The 16,263-nt window shown below is 69.7% G+C and carries 6 protein-coding genes; 5 read left to right on the forward strand and 1 reads right to left on the reverse strand.

All coding sequences use genetic code 11. The features are described 5' to 3' along the window. Positions 1 to 55 precede the first annotated feature (55 nt). Positions 56 to 862: an IclR family transcriptional regulator gene (locus K7472_RS13375; protein WP_222977661.1), complete on the reverse strand. Its 807-nt coding sequence runs from the start codon at positions 860 to 862 to the stop codon at positions 56 to 58. Between the two features lie 418 nt (positions 863 to 1,280). Here K7472_RS13375 and allB point away from each other — a divergent pair, with 418 nt between their 5' ends. The 5 genes from allB to K7472_RS32630 all read left to right on the forward strand — a co-directional run bounded on the left by allB (position 1,281) and on the right by K7472_RS32630 (position 16,259). Then, positions 1,281 to 2,633, forward strand: a complete 1,353-nt coding sequence (gene allB, locus K7472_RS13380; protein ID WP_308013893.1) for an allantoinase AllB — start codon at positions 1,281 to 1,283, stop codon at positions 2,631 to 2,633. Between the two features lie 27 nt (positions 2,634 to 2,660). Beyond that, entirely contained in the window at positions 2,661 to 3,788 is a 1,128-nt protein-coding gene (gene alc, locus K7472_RS13385; RefSeq protein WP_222977463.1) for an allantoicase, read from the forward strand. A gap of 121 nt (positions 3,789 to 3,909) precedes the next feature. Further along, positions 3,910 to 4,365, forward strand: a complete 456-nt coding sequence (locus tag K7472_RS13390; RefSeq protein ID WP_222977465.1) for a cytidine deaminase — start codon at positions 3,910 to 3,912, stop codon at positions 4,363 to 4,365. Positions 4,366 to 4,554: 189 nt separating this feature from the next. Next, a complete protein-coding gene (locus K7472_RS13395) occupies positions 4,555 to 5,052 on the forward strand; it encodes a type 1 periplasmic-binding domain-containing protein (RefSeq protein WP_222977467.1) in 498 nt (165 codons plus the stop codon). A gap of 209 nt (positions 5,053 to 5,261) precedes the next feature. Further along, the gene (locus K7472_RS32630) at positions 5,262 to 16,259 is read left to right on the forward strand and encodes a LamG-like jellyroll fold domain-containing protein (protein WP_222977477.1); all 10,998 of its coding nucleotides are present in this window, start codon (positions 5,262 to 5,264) and stop codon (positions 16,257 to 16,259) included. Positions 16,260 to 16,263: the final 4 nt, after the last annotated feature.

Here is a 16,263-nt window from a genome sequence, read left to right on the forward strand (position 1 = left end):
CGGCCGCCGCCGGGGCCCGGTGCGGGGCAGCCCGCGGAAGGCCCCTCCGGGGCGATCAGCCCGCGCCGCCCGAGTTGGCCAGTGCCTGCGACAGCTGCCGCGCCACGTCCTGGAGCGCCGGGATGATCTTGTCCTGGGCGGCCTCGGTCACCCGTCCGGCCGGGCCCGAGATGGAGATCGCCGCCGCCGTCGGGTAGTCCGGCACGCTCACCGCGAGGCACCGCACGCCGATCTCCTGCTCGTTGTCGTCGATCGCATAGCCCGCCTCGCGGATGCGGGCCAGCTCCGCGAGGAACGCGTCCGGGTCGGTGATCGTGCGGTCGGTCGCGGCCGGCATCCCGGTGCGGCCGAGCAACGCCCTGACCTCCTCGGGCGGCACGGCGGCCAGCAGCGCCTTGCCCACGCCGGTCGAGTGCGGCAGCACCCGGCGGCCGACCTCGGTGAACATCCGCACCGAGTGTCGCGAGGGCACCTGCGCCACGTAGACCACCTCGTCGCCGTCGAGCAGCGCCATGTTGGCGGTCTCGCCGGTCGCCTCGACGAGGTCGGTCAGGTACGGCCGCGCCCAGGTGCCCAGCAGGCGCGAGGCGCTCTCGCCGAGCCGGATCAGCCGCGGGCCCAGCGCGTAGCGGCGGTTGGGCTGCTGGCGCACGTAGCCGCAGGAGACCAGGGTGCGCATCAGGCGGTGGATGGTGGGCAGCGGCAGCCCGCTGCTGGTCGACAGCTCGCTCAGGCCCACCTCGCCGCCCGCGTCCGCCATCCGCTCCAGCAGGTCGAAGGCACGTTCCAACGACTGCACGCCGCCGGTGCCGCCGGCCGAGCCGGTGGTCTTGGCGGTGCTGGCGGGCCTGCTGGAGCTCATCGACGGCACGTCCGGTCCTCTCGGAGCCTTTCGGGGGCCACTGGGACCGCCGGGGGCGTCCGGCGGATGTACCGCAGCCTACCGGGCGGTGGACGCGTGTTCACCGGCTGCGGCCTGCGCATCCGCCCCGCGCGACGCGTCCGGCGGCGTGATCGCGGGTGGTGGGCCCGCGCGATGCCGGGCCGCCGCCCGGGCCGCAAGTGTCCGGAGCTACCTTCTGCTCTACGGAACTTTCTTTCCATTTTGTGGAATCATCCAAACGTCGTCCCGTGTCGCGCGGTCGCTTCCGATGGGTCTTGACTGCCCGCGAGGGCCGGACCGAAGATTCGTTCAACAGAACGTTGAAGTTTCGTCGGAGTGCCGCCCCGGGAACGTCGCGGAGGCCTCCGGAACCGGAAAGTCGTCGGAAGGGGTGCGTGTGCCCGGCACTGAGCGCGTCGACCTGGTCCTGCGGTCCACGAGGGCCGTCACACCCGAGGGCGAGCGCCCCGCGGCCGTGGCGGTGAGCGGTGAGCGCATCGCCGCCGTCCTGCCCTACGACGCGCGGCTGCCGCGGGACGCCCGGGTGGTGGACCTCGGCGACGACGCCCTGCTGCCCGGCCTCGTCGACACCCACGTCCACGTGAACGACCCCGGCCGCACCGAGTGGGAGGGGTTCGACACCGCCACCAGGGCGGCCGCGGCGGGCGGCGTCACCACGATCATCGACATGCCGCTCAACAGCATCCCGCCCACCACCACCGTCGACGCCCTCCAGGTCAAGCGGCGCACCGCCCAGGCCAAGGCGCACGTCGACGTCGGCTTCTGGGGCGGCGCGGTCCCCGGCAACGTCAAGGACCTGCGTCCGCTGCACGACGCGGGCGTCTTCGGCTTCAAGTGCTTCCTGCTGCACTCCGGCGTGGACGAGTTCCCCCAGCTCGACCCGGCCCAACTCGCCGACGCGCTGGGCGAGATCGCGGGCTTCGGCGGCCTGCTCATCGTGCACGCCGAGGACCCCCACCTCATCGACGACGCACCGCCCGCCGCGGGCCGCCGGTACGCCGACTTCCTCGCCTCGCGGCCGCGCGCCGCCGAGAACACCGCCATCGAAGGGCTGATCACGCTCGCCCGGCGGATGAACGCACGGGTGCACATCCTGCACCTGTCGTCCTCCGACGCCCTGCCGCTGATCGCCGCCGCCCGGCGCGAGGGCGTACGGATCACGGTCGAGTCCTGCCCGCACTACCTCACGCTGAAGGCGGAGGAGATCCCCGAGGGCGCCACCGAGTTCAAGTGCTGCCCGCCGATCCGCGAGGCCGGCAACCAGGACGCCCTGTGGGGCGGACTCGCCGACGGCACGATCGACTGCGTCGTCTCCGACCACTCGCCCTCGACCGCCGACCTGAAGAACTTCGACACCGGCGACTTCGGCACCGCCTGGGGCGGGATCTCCTCGCTCCAGCTCGGCCTGCCCGCCATGTGGACCGAGGCCCGCCGCCGCGGCCACACCCTCGCCGACGTCGTGCGCTGGATGTCCACCGCGCCCGCCGCGCTCGCCGGACTGCCCGCCAAGGGCGCCATCGAGGCCGGCCGCGACGCCGACTTCGCCGTCCTCGCGCCGGACGAGACCTTCACCGTGGACCCGGTCGCGCTGCACCACCGCAACCGCGTCACCGCCTACGCGGGCCGCACCCTCACCGGCGTGGTGCGCGCCACCTGGCTGCGCGGACGGCTCATCGCGGACCACGGGGTCACCACCAGCCCGGCCGGCCGCCTCCTGCAACGCCCCTGAACCCGCCCCGCACGCAAAGGAGATCGCATGCCGCAGGTCACTCGCTTCACCGGCGACGCCCAGCCGTACCAGGAGGGCAGCGAACCGTACGCGGACTACCGCCGCGCGGACGCCCTGCCCTTCGACGACCTCGTCGACCTCGCCGACCGCCGCCTCGGCGCGGGGGTCGTCGCGGCCAACGACGAGTTCTTCGCCGAGCGCGAGAACCTGCTGATCCCCGAACCCGCCGTCTTCGACCCCGAGCGCTTCGGCCACAAGGGCAAGATCATGGACGGCTGGGAGACCCGCCGCCGCCGCGGCACCGGCGCCGCCACCCCGCACCCCACCGCCGACGACCACGACTGGGCGCTGGTACGGCTCGGCGCGCCCGGTGTCATACGCGGCCTGGTCGTGGACACCGCGCACTTCCGCGGCAACTACCCGCGTGCCGTCAGCGTCGAGGCCACCACCGCGCCGCTGTCCGCGTCCCCCGCCGACCTGCTCGGCGACGACGTGGAGTGGACCGAGATCGTCCCGCGCACCGAGATCGGCGGCCACGCGGCCAACGCCTTCTCCGTCGAGGCCGAACGCCGCTTCACCCACCTGCGCCTCAACCAGCACCCCGACGGCGGCATCGCCCGGCTGCGGGTCTACGGCGAGGTCGCCCCGGACCCGGAGTGGCTGGCGACCCTCGGCACGTTCGACCTGGTGGCGCTGGAGAACGGCGGCGTGGTCGAGGACGCCTCCGACCGCTTCTACTCGCCGCCCACCAACACCATCCTGCCCGGCCGCTCCCGCAAGATGGACGACGGCTGGGAGACCCGGCGCCGCCGCGACGACGGCAACGACTGGGTGCGCTACCGCCTCACCGAGCAGTCGGTGATCCGCGCGGTGGAGATCGACACGGCGTACCTGAAGGGCAACTCGGCCGGGTGGGCCGCGCTCTACGCCCAGGACCAGGCGTCCGGCCCCGACGCGGAGTGGGTGCAGGTCCTGCCCCGCACCCGGCTCCAGCCCGACACCGTGCACCGTTTCCTGGTCGACGCGCCGCCCGCCACCCACGTGCGCATCGACATCTTCCCGGACGGCGGGATCTCCCGGCTGCGGCTGTACGGCTCGCTGACCGACACCGGCGCCAAGTCGCTGGCGGACCGCACGGCCGAACTGTCGGGCTGAGGCGCCCGATCGAACTCCGCGGGCGGCCGGGGCAATCCTCTCGCCCCGGCCCCCTGCGGGCCCATACCCTTCACGTTCCCGCCGCAGCCGCGTGCGGGAAGTTCCGAGGAGGGGGCCACGCATGCCCGATCTGGCCGTCGTCGACCGCCAACTGGTGGACGCAGCAGTGGAGTTGGCCCGCTCCCGCTTCCCCGATGGCGAGCAGTGGTCGGGCGCGGCGGCGCTGCGGCTGGACGACGGCACCGTGCTGACGAGTGTCGCTCCGCAGCCACCGAACGTCGCGGTGAGCCTGTGCCACGAGACCGGTGCCCTCTGCGAGGCGTTCAAGCGCGACCGCCGGGTCGTGGCATCGGTCTGCGTCGTCGACGCGGGAGCCGGACGCGGCCACTGGGTGCTGACCCCGTGCGGCGTGTGCCAGGAGCGGCTGTTCGTGTACGGCCCGGACGTCGCCGTCGGCGTCCCCGAGCCCCAGGACCCGCGCCGCTGGCGCTCGTTGAGGCTACGAGACGTACAACCGCACTGGTTCGCCCGGGTGTTCCCCGAGGACCCGTGGCCGTACGGGGAAGCGGGGGAGTAGCGGCGGTTCCGCGCCTCAAGAACCGAGGACGGGCGGCCGACGCGATCAGCGCTCCGCTTGACCGGGAGGACGGCATGGCACCGGTGCGTAGCGCGCCGGGGGCACTTCACGTTCCGAGGTGATCTGCCTCTATGCTCTCGCGGTCCACGGTCGGCGTCGGGTCGTACCGTTCGGTGGAGGGAGACCGCCATGCGGCACAGGAACTGGGTGGTGGGCGGTGCGGCTGCCGCGATCGTCGCCGCGGGCGGCATGGGCGTGTGGCTGGCGGCCGGAAGCGACAGCAGCGCGACCACGCCGCGAGCTCGCCAGTACACAGACTTCAACGCCTGCGTACTGACCGACGGTCAAGGGGTGGTGGGGAGGCAAGCGGCGTCTGTCTGGTCCGGGATGGAGGACGCGTCGCTCACCACCCATGCCAAGGTCTCGTCGTTGCCCGTCTACGGTCCCGCCACGGTGGCGAACGCGGTCCCCTACGTGAACAGCTTGGTGCAGCGCCGCTGCGACATGGTTCTCGCGGTGGGCGGTGTGCAGGCCGCGGCGGTGGAACAGGTGGCTCCGCGTCATTCCGGAGTCCGGTTCGTGGTGATCGGGCAAGGTGTGCCACGCGCCAACGTGACCGTACTCAAAGCGGATTCGACGACCCGGTCCGCGGTCGCGGCGACGGTCCGGCAGGCGTCACGCGACTGATGCGTTCGGACTCGCATGGCCGCGGAACGCCCAAATCGTGCGGACCGAACGCTTGACCGCAAAGCCTTGGCAAGAACATGGCGGATTTTGTGGTCATTCTGTGAATCCGTCGGGAAGACTTCGCGAGCTTGTCTATCGATCTTGCTGGAGTCCCCATGCGTTCACGCGCCTTCCGTCGGTCCGCCCGGTTGCGGCGTGTCCACCGTCGCGTGGTCCGTTTCGTCGCGTTGCTGTCGCTGATCGGACTCGCCACGGTGATGGGCGGCGAGCAGGCCTACGCCCTCGGGCGAGGACTCCCGGCACTGTCCGTGCCCTCGCTCCAGCAGGTCGTCGCTTGGCTGAAGAGCCCAACGTCACCGCGCTGGGGTCACCTTCCGCAGCAGCAGTCCGGTACCGCATCGGGCCACGGCCACCAGGCGACGGCCGCCTCGACCCGGGCGGGACGCGGCACGGGCCGGGCACACACTCCGGGCACGGGGGAGCTCAAGCCGTACACGCCCCTGGGCCGCAAGGTCGACCAGGGCCCGTCCGCGACCCTCGGTCACGCGGGTTTCAACGCCCGCACGAGCAAGCTTGTGGCCTCCAAGTCCACGGCGAACTCGGACTACTACACCAACGCGGACGGCACGACCACCCGCCGGATCGCTCAAGGGCCGATCAACTACCGCGACACGTCCGGCACATGGCACCCCATCGACACTTCCGTCCATCGCGGCACCGACGGCCGGTGGCACGAGGGTGCCAACTCGCTCGGCGTGGACTTCGCGGACTCTTCGTCCAGCGCCGATCTCGCCCGCGTCGAGACCGACGGATCGCGCTCCTTCGGCTACGGCCTCGAGGGAGCCTCGAAGGTCACCCCCACGGTGTCGGGCGCCAAGGTCACCTACGCGGGAGTCTCTCCCCACACCGACCTGGTCCTCCAGCCGACCGCCACGGGGCTGAAGGAGTCCGTCGTCCTGGGCTCGGCGGACGCCGGAACGACCTGGACGTTCCCGCTGGACCTGAAGGGCCTGACCCCGTCTCTCGTCAAGGACGGTTCCGTCCAGCTGAGCGATGCGTCCGGAAAGCGCGTGGGAGAGATCCCGCCCGCGTACGCCTATGACTCCAAGATCGACCCGAGGTCCGGCGAGCGTGGCACCACGCACGCCGTCACCTACCAGCTGACTCGCACCAATACGGGCACCGCCCTCGTGGTCACCCTCGACAAGAACTGGCTGCGCGCTCCCGGCCGGGTCTTCCCCGTCACCGTGGACCCCTCCTACGACAACAGCCAGGCCGCCACCACCTACGCGGAGTCCGGCAACGCGGGCGACCACTCGATGGAGGAGACGATCAAGGTCGGCTCCTACGACAGCGGAACCCACGACGCGGTCTCCTACCTGTCCTTCCCGGACCTGGGCATCGACGGCTCCAAGGTGTCGGTGAGCGCGGCGTCGCTGACGCTGTTCGACGTGTGGGCGGCGACCTGCACGGCCGAGCGTCTCGACGTGGCCGCCGTGACCAAGGCATGGGCGCCCTCGCAAGTCACCTCCTACCCGGGGCCCTCGTACGGCTCCTCCATCGGCAACGTCACGCCGAGCGTGCCCAACGGCTGCGCCAACTCCGGTGGCGACATGTCGAAGGGCGACAACGTGACCGTCCCGCTGTCCACCAGCACGATCAACGCCTGGGCGAGCGGTTCGTCGAAGGACTACGGCCTCGCCGTCTACGCCTCGACCAGCGACAACCTGCACTGGAAGCAGTTCGGTTCGCTGTACGACCCGGGTGAGGCGCCCACCCTGTCGCTGACCTACACCGGCGCCATGCTGCCGCAGATCGTGAGCACCAGCCCGGACAACGGCTCGGTCGTGCCGACGCTCACCCCCCGGCTCGCCGCCACGGGGCAGATCGACCCCAACCTGACGGCCACACAGAAGTACGACTTCCAGGTGTACACCGCCGCCGGAACGAAGGTGGTGGACTCCGGGCTCATCACCGCCAACTCCTACCAGGTGCCGGCCGGAAAGCTGTCCTGGGGCACCTCCTACTACTGGGAGGTTCAGGCCTACGACGGCACCAACTACTCACCCGGCCCCAACTGGCAGTCGTTGACCCCGCAGGTGCCGCAACCCGTGGTCACCTCGCAGCTGTCGCAGAACACCGACAACCACGGCTACAGCCCGGCCATCGGCAACTACACCACCTCCGCGACCGACGCCAACGTCTCCGTGCCCGGGCCCTCCCTGTCGGTGGTGCGCGACTACAACTCCCGTGACCCCCGTACCACCGGTGCCTTCGGCGCCGGGTGGTCCAGCGTCTTCGACGCCCGAGCGACCGAACGGGACGACTCCAGCGGTGCGCTCGCCAGCGTCGAGGTGACCTACCCGGACGGCTCGGTGGTCGGCTACGGCAAGAACTCCGACGGGACGTTCTCTCCGCCCGAGGGCCGCTTCGCCACCTTCAAGAGCGTCTCCGGCGGCGGCTATTCGCTGACGGACAAGAACGCCACCGTCTACGCCTTCACCCAGTCGCTGGGCTCGGGTGTCTACGGCATCAGCTCGATCACCGACGCCAACGGCCGGGCCGAGACCTTCACCTGGTCCTCCGGCCACATCGTGACGATGACCTCGGTGGCCGCAGGGCGCGCCCTGCACCTCGCCTGGTCCACACCCACCGGCGCCACCTTTGCCCACGTCATGTCGGTCGCCACCGACCCCGTCACGGGTACCGACCAGAGCACAGCCCTGACCTGGAACTACGGCTACACCGCCGATGAACTGACCCAGGTCTGCTCGCCGTCGGACGCCACCCACTGCGCCACGTACGGCTACACGGCCGGCTCCGACTACTACAACCAGGTGCTCGACCGTGCGCCGAGCTCGTACTGGCCCCTCAACGAGACCTCAGGGACGACCGCCAGGAGCGCCGTCCTCGCCCAGGAGGGCGCGGACGACGGCACCTACTCCAACGTGACGCTCGGCCAGCCCGGCCCACTCGCCGGCGGGACCGCGACGGCCGCGGGCTTCAACGGCTCCTCTTCCTCCGTCCAGCTGCCCGACCTCGAACTGGGCACCTCCTCCTCGCAGTCGATATCCCTGTGGTTCAAGACCTCCACGGCGTCGGCAGGAGTGCTCTTCGGCTCGTCGGACATGCCGATCCAGGCCAGCGCGACGAAGGGCGACTTCACGCCTTCGCTCTACGTCGGCAGTGACGGCAAGCTCAACGGCCTGTTCTGGTACGGCACCACCACCACGCCCATCACCACGTCGTCGTCCGTGGCCGACGGCAAGTGGCACCATGTCGTCCTCACCGGGTCGTGGACCTCGCAGGTGATGTTCCTCGACGGCAAGCAGGTGGGCACCTCCGGCGGATACGGCAGCTTCGGCTTCACGGGCAACATGCCGTGGCTGTTCACCCATGTGTACCTGGGCACCGGATACCTCGGCAGCACGTGGCCCGACGAACCGCACAAGGGCTCGTCGACGATCTACGCGACCTACTTCAACGGTTCGGTGGCTGACGCCTCCTTCTACGACCAGCCGCTGACCGCGTCCGACGTGAGCGCGCAGTACCAGGCAGGCACCCAGCAGGCTCACCTGCTGACCTCGGTCACCCGGCCGTCCGGCAAGGCCTACGCGACCATCGCCTACGACCCGATCACCGGTGCGGTCACGCATCTGACGGACGAGAACGGCGGCTCGTGGTCGATGGCCGCGCCCACCGTCTCCGGCTCGAGCCAGGTCTACCGGGGCGCTGTCCTCGGCTCGAACCCGGCCGCCTACTTCAGGCTGGGCGAATCCGCGGGGGCCTCGCAGGCGATCGACGAGGTCAACTCGGGGAACGCCACGTACTCCGGCGTCACCCTCGGCACCGGCGGTCCCTTCTCGGACGAGACGGCCGCCTCCTTCAACGGCACCTCGTCCTACGTGCTGATGCCGTCGAGCGACGCGGTCACCACCGGGCCCGCCTCGGCGGAGATGTGGTTCAAGATGCCGTCCGGCAACACGGCGGGCGGTGTGCTCCTCGACGAGGAGAAATGCGCCATCACCGCCAATCCCGTCGGCTGCGGCGGCTACGACCCGGCCCTGTACGTCGGCACCGACGGCAAGCTCTACGGCAAGTTCTGGGACAGCAACGGAACCGCCGACCAGATCGTCACCTCGGCCAAGGTCAACGACGGAAAATGGCATTCGGTCCTGCTGACCGCCTCCACCACCGCCCAGGCGCTCTACCTCGACGGCAACCAGGTCGGCACCACCTCCGCCGCTCTCGCCTCCACCGGCACGGGATACCTCTATGTCGGAGCGGGAGCAGCCGGCGGCAACTGGACCAACCACCCCACCAATACCCTCGGTTACTTCCCCGGCTCGATCGCCGAGGTCGCCTTCTACCGCGGTCAGCTGACCGGCCAGGAGGCCGCGCAGCACTGGGCCGCGGGCGGTGCCTCCGCAGGCCTGGCGCCTATGGAGACGGTCAAGGTGACCGACCCCGGCGGCAAGACGGACACCTACCAGTACGACATCCTCAACGGCTTCCGGATGCTGTCGCAGACCGACGGACTCGGCGACCGGACGTCCTACGGATACGACACCCGGGGATTCCTCTACACCGAGACGGACCCGGACGGAGACACCACCGTCACCGGGCACGACGTGCGGGGCAACGAGGTCTCCCGCACGACGTGCCAGGACCAGGCCGCCCAGGAGTGTTCGACGACCTACACCACCTACCTGCCCGACGACACCACCGCGCAACTGACACCCAACGCGCAGAACGACCTGGTGGCCACGGTCCGCGACGGACGCTCGGCATCCGCCACCGACACCACCTACCTGACCTCGTACTCCTACGACGCGGCCGGCAACAAGACCGGAGTGACGACGCCACCGGTCGCCGGATTCCCCAACGGCCGTATCACCAGGATCAGTTACACCGACGGCATGAGCGTCGCCGCGGCCGACGGCGGGTACGCCCCCAAGGGCCTGCCCTACAGGACGGTCTCCCCGAGCGGGGCGACCACCACCATCACGTACTTCAAGGACGGCGACGTCGCCTCCGTCACCAACCCCGACGGGCTGGTGACCCGCTACACCTACGACAACCTCGGACGCGTCCTGACTAAGACGGACACGTCCGACAGCTACCCCAGCGGACTGACGACCAGCTACACCTACGACGGCGACTCGCAGGTGCTCACCGAGACCGACCCGGCCATCACCAACCGCGTGACCGGTGCGGTGCACCAGGCGCGGACGACCACCGCCTACGACCCTGACGGCATGGTCTTGTCCCAGACGGTCGACGACCTGTCCGGTGGTGACGCCTCCCGCAAGGTGGCCAACACCTATGACGTCTATGACCAGTTGGCCTCCACCGAGGATGCCGCCGGCGACACCACCACGTACACCTACGACGCCTACGGCAACAAGGCGACCGAGCAGGACCCCGACGGCAACACCCTGGCCTACACCTACGACCCGAACGGCGACCTGCTCACCCAGACCCTCAAGGCCTACACCGGGGACCCCGTCAACCCGTCGGCGGCCAAGGACCTCGTGGAGACCTCACGTGCCTACGACCCGGCCGGACGGCTCCAGTCCGAGACCGACGCGATGGGCGACACGACGTCGTACACCTACACCGACAACGGGCTGAAGGCGACCGTCACCCGGACCGACTCCACCGGCAAGAACAGCTACGTGCAGGAGTCGGACAGCTACGACGCGGCGGGCAACCTGGTCAAGCAGGTGACCAACAACGGCGCGACGGCCACCACGTCCACCTACGACGCGGCGGACCGGGACACCTCGACCACCGTCGACCCCACGGGCGTGGACCGCACCACCACCCTCGCCTACACCCCCGACGACCACATCGCCACCAGCACCATCACCGACGCCACCGGGGCGACGACCACCACGAGCACCACCTACGACCCGATGGGCAACGAGACCAGCACCTCGGTGGACCAGGACGGATCGGGCCACCCGAACGTGTGGTGGCCACTGAACCAGACCTCGGGCAGCACGGTCACCGACGAGTCCGGGTCCGGGAACACCGGCGTGGTGAGCAGCGGCGTCACGTGGCAGGACAACGCGGCCGTCCTGTCCGGCAGCCAGTCCCAGGACATCGCGACCAACGGCCACGCGCTCGACACCGCGTCCTCCTACACCACCACCGCCTGGGTCAACCTGGCAGCGGCCGGGGCCGCGAACGACCAGACCGTCGCGTCTGCCTTCGGCAACAACGCCACCTCCTTCTCCCTCGGCTACCGCGCTGCCAGCAAGGCATGGGTGGTGAACCTCGCCGCCTCCGACACCGTCGGCGCCAGCGGCACTCAGATCACCGCGGGCACCAACACCGCGACCACCGGTACCTGGACCCAGGTCGCCTACACCTTCGACGCCTCCACCGGTACGGGGACGCTCTACGTCAACGGCTCGGCGGCAGCCAGCGGCATTAACACCACCCCCTGGGACGCTCCGCACCAACTGGCCGTCGGCCTGGGCTGGTACAACGGGCAGGGAACCAACCCGCTCAACGGGGAAGTCTCCGACGTCCAGGCGTACCAGCGCCCCCTGTCGGCCTCCGACATCCAGTCCCTGTACTCGGCCGGCCGCACCGGCGGCACGACCGCGTCGTCCACCAGCGCCACCACCAAGTGGACGCTCGACCAACGCGGCCTCCCGACGCAGATGACCGACCCGGACGGCAACGTCACCAACTACACCTACGACGAGGCCGGCAACCTGGTCGTCACCAGCTCCCCGGCCGTCGAGGCCGAGAGCGACGGTGGCCCGCAAAGCATGGTGCACCCGGTGACCACGGTCGGCTACGACGCCTTCGGGGACCAGACCGAGACCGAGGATCCCGACGGCAACGTCACCACCACCGCGTACGACGCCGACGGCCGCAAGGCGAGCCAGACCCTGCCGTCCTACACACCGCCCGGCTCGTCCACCGCGATCGCCGATGCCACCACGTCCTGGACCTACGACGGCGACGGCAACGTCACCAAGAGCACCGACCCGCTCCAGAACTCGACGTCCTACCTCTACGACCAGCTGGGCGACACCGCCCAGACCACCGACCCGTCGGGCGGCGTGACCCACACCGTCTACGACGCCAACGGCGAGGCGTTGGCGGTGACCGACCCGGTCGGGGCGCAGACCCAGGCCACCTACGACTACCTCGGCCGTCCGCTCACCTCGACGTCCCTGGAGCGCTACCCCAGCACCGCCGCGTACACCACGACCAACTCCTACACGGCCTCACCCGTCAACCCGGGTGGTGCCTTCCTCGCGTCGAGCACCAGCCCGGACGGGACCAGCACGTCGTACGGCTACGACAACGTCGGCGAGAAGACCGAGTCGACCGACGGCGCCGGGAACACCACGCGCTACACCTACGACCTCCAGGGCCGGCCGACCGGCACGACGCTGCCGGACGGCACGTCCCGCACGGTCGCCTACGACCAGCTGGGCGACCCCGTGGAGGTCACCTCCCTGGACACCGACGGCAGCACGGTGCTGTCCTCCCAGTCGGCGACCTACGACGCCGACGGCAACCTGATGTCGGCCACGGATCCGGACACCCACACCACCACCTACACCAGGAACGCTCTGGGCGAGGTCGTGAGCGAGGTGCAGCCGGTCGACGCGTCCCACTCGATCACCACGTCGTTCGGCTACGACGCGTCGGGCAACGGAACCCGGTACACCGACGGCCGCGGCAACGCCACGTACTACACGTACAACTCCTGGAACCTGCCCGAGTCCACCATCGAGCCGTCGGTGAGCACGTCGACCTACAGCTACACCTCGGCGGCCGACTCGACGTTCACCACGACCTACGACGCCGACGGACGGGCGGTCGGCCAGACGCAGCCCGGCGGCGTGACCGTCACCACCGGCTACGACAAGCTCGGCGACGTCACCTCGCAAACAGGCAGCGGTGCCGAAGCGGCCACTGCGGACCGTTCGTTCACCTACGACGCGGACAGCCGTATGCTCACCGCGGCCACGGCGGCGATCGGCAGCACCACACCCGCGACCAACGAGAACTTCGGCTACGACGACCGCGGCGACCTGCTCAGCATGGGGGGATCGGCGGGCACCAGCTCGTTCTCGTACAACGGCGACGGGCTGCCGACATCCGTCACGGATGCCGCCGGCACCACGAGTTACGGCTACGACGGGGACGACAGGCTGGCCACGCTCAGCGACCCGGCCACCGGAACCCAGCTGACGTACGGCTACAACTCCCTGTCCCAGCCGACCTCCGTGCAGTACGGCACCAACGGCGACACCCGCACGTACGGCTACGACCACCTCGGCAGGCTGACCGGCGACACCCTGAAGACGTCGGCCGGCGCGACCGTGGCCTCCATCGGCTACGGCTACGACGCCAACGGCAACGAGACCAGCAAGACGACCAGCGGTCTGGCAGGAGCGAGTAACAACACCTATACGTACGACTGGGCGAACCGGCTCACGTCGTGGAACGACGGCACCAACACCACCGACTACGCCTACGACGACTCCGGCAACCGGATCCGCGCCGGTTCGAACGTCTACACATACGACGCGCGAGACCAGCTCACCAGCGACGGGCTCAACACCTACACCTACAGCGCCCGCGGAACGATCACCAAGCAGGCCTCCACGTCGGCCTCGGACGACTTCACATCCGACGCTTTCGGCCAACAGGTCACCCAGGACGGTCACACCTACGTGACCGACGCCCTGGGGCGCGCCATCACCGACACCACCGGTGCCGGCAGCTCGACCACGTTCGCCTACCTCGGCACGGGCAACACCCTCGCCTCGGACGGCTCCAACACCTACACCTGGACACCCGACGGTTCTCTCGTCGGCATCGGCACGCCGAGCGGTGACCCCACCACCGGAACCCTCGCCTACACCGACCAGCACGACGACGTCGTCGGCGACTTCTCCGCCGGTGGCACGGCGATGACCGCGTCCACGGGGTACGACCCGCTGGGCGACGTCACGGGCACGACCGGCACACCCGAGGGCAAGCTCGGCTATCAGTCCGGCTGGACCGAGTCCGACAGCGGCAAGGTCAACATGGCGGCGCGCTGGTACAACCCGGCCGTGGGCCAGTTCATGGACAAGGACACCGCGTCCCTGAGCCCGATGCCGAACTCGACGGCTGCCAACCCCTTCGCGTACGCCAACGACAACCCGCTCACCGACACGGATCCGACCGGTCACTGGTCGATCAGCGGCGCCTGGCACGACGTCACCCACGCGGCGTCCTCCGCCTGGCACGCCGTGACGCACGCGGTCTCCTCGGCTTACCACTACGTCGCGGACGCGGTCTCCAGCGCGTGGGACACCGTCACGACCTACGCGGAGAAGGCCTGGGACTACACGACGCGGGCCATCTCCAACGAGATCGACTCCCTCGACCGGGAAATCGACCGGCTCGACCGGGAGATCGCCGAAGTCAACCAGGAAATCGCCGACGCGGAACGAACCATCAAGGCGCGAGCCGCCCAGGCGGCACGCAGCGCGGCCTCAGCCATGTCCCACGCTTACCACGGCACGGTGCACGCGGTGGCCACCGCCTACCACGCGGCGGCCAAGGCCGTGAACACCAGCGCGGTGTTCATCAAGAACCACGCCGCCGCCATCGCGTCGTTCGCCGCGTCCACCGTGGTCTTCGCCGGCTGCGAGGCGGCGATCACGGCAGGCAGCGGCGCAACCCTCGCCGTCCCCGGCGCAATGCTGTGCGGCGCGCTCGCCGGTGCCGTGGGTGGCGCCATCGACCAGGGCGCTAAGTGCATGGACGGCCAGAAGGGGGCCTGCTCGGTCGGCGCCTTCGCCACCTCGGTCGGAGTCGGCGCGGTCGGTGGAGCCATCGGTGGCGGTATCGGAGGCGCGCTCGGCGGCAAGCTGGCCGAGTCGGCCCTCGGCGACAGCCTGCCGAAGCTGGTGACCAACACACTGGAGGGAGCGGCGGTCGGCGGCACATCAGGCGCCGTGACGGGCGCCGCCGCCTACGGGATCACCTGTCCGGAGAGTGGCACGGGGTGCTCCTGGTCGGGAGCGGCCCACGCCACCGCGGGAGGCGCGGTCTCCGGAGCGATCGGCGGAGCGGCGGGCGGTGCGCTCTCCACCGCGGCGGGGGCGTTGCGGGACGCGTTCTCGGGGTGCGGTGGAACGCACAGCTTCACCGGTGCGACGCCAGTGCTGATGGCCGGCGGTTCCGTCAAGCCCATCGACCAGGTCAAGGTCGGCGACAAGATTCAGGACAGTGTCCCGGGTCAGAAGGGCACGCAGACACACACCGTCCAGAAGGTCATCGTCACCCACACCGACCACGACTTCGTGAAGCTCACGGTGAAGCGGGTCGGCCGCCTGAAGGCGGCCGTGGGCAAGGCGGCCGTCGGACTGGCGGCCACCGCCGCCGCGGTGGTCGGCTTCACCCAGCCGGCCATGGCCGCCGATCACCACCCCGCGCCTTCCGGTGTCCACGCGACGGCTTCCTCCGCCGCCCCGAAGCGCGCGTCTGGCGCCACCGTCCAAGGCGACACCCTCACCACGACCTTCCACCACCCCTTCTACGACGAGTCCCGCTCGTCCTTCGTCGACGCCCAGCACCTCCAGGCAGGCGACCTCCTCCAGACCCCGACCGGCCCGGCCGAGGTCACAGCGCTGCACCTATACCACGCCAACACCACGACGTACGACCTGACCATCGGTGGGTTGCATACGTACTATGTACTCGCCGGTACCACGCCGATCTTGGTGCACAACACCGATAGCGGTTGCGGATTTACGGATCTCTATCATGGAACGACCAAGTCGGCAGCAGCTAATATTAGGGCCAATGGGGTCGATACTAGTTTCTCCTCGCGCCCAATGGACTTCGGCAATGGTTTCTATACGACGAGGGACCCGCAGCAGGCAGCTGACTGGGCGGCCAGGTTTGGTAAGAATGGCACGGTCCTCCACTTCCGTATTCCGACGAGTCAGCTCGATTCACTGAACTCACTATCGTTCTCCGAAGGTGATTCCTCCCTTGCGGGATTCGTTCGGGGGTATCGCGGGGGGAGTACCGACACTCCATACGATATGGTGGAGGGTCCTATGCTTATGAACCCTGGCAAGTTCATGAAGGGAGCATCACCAGTCTGGGGAGGCAACCAGGTCACGTTCTTCGGTGACACCGGGCCGATGCTCGATGCGGGATTGCAATGAGGTG

The sequence above is a fragment of the Streptantibioticus parmotrematis genome (assembly GCF_019890615.1).
GTDB lineage: Bacteria > Actinomycetota > Actinomycetes > Streptomycetales > Streptomycetaceae > Streptantibioticus_D > Streptantibioticus_D parmotrematis.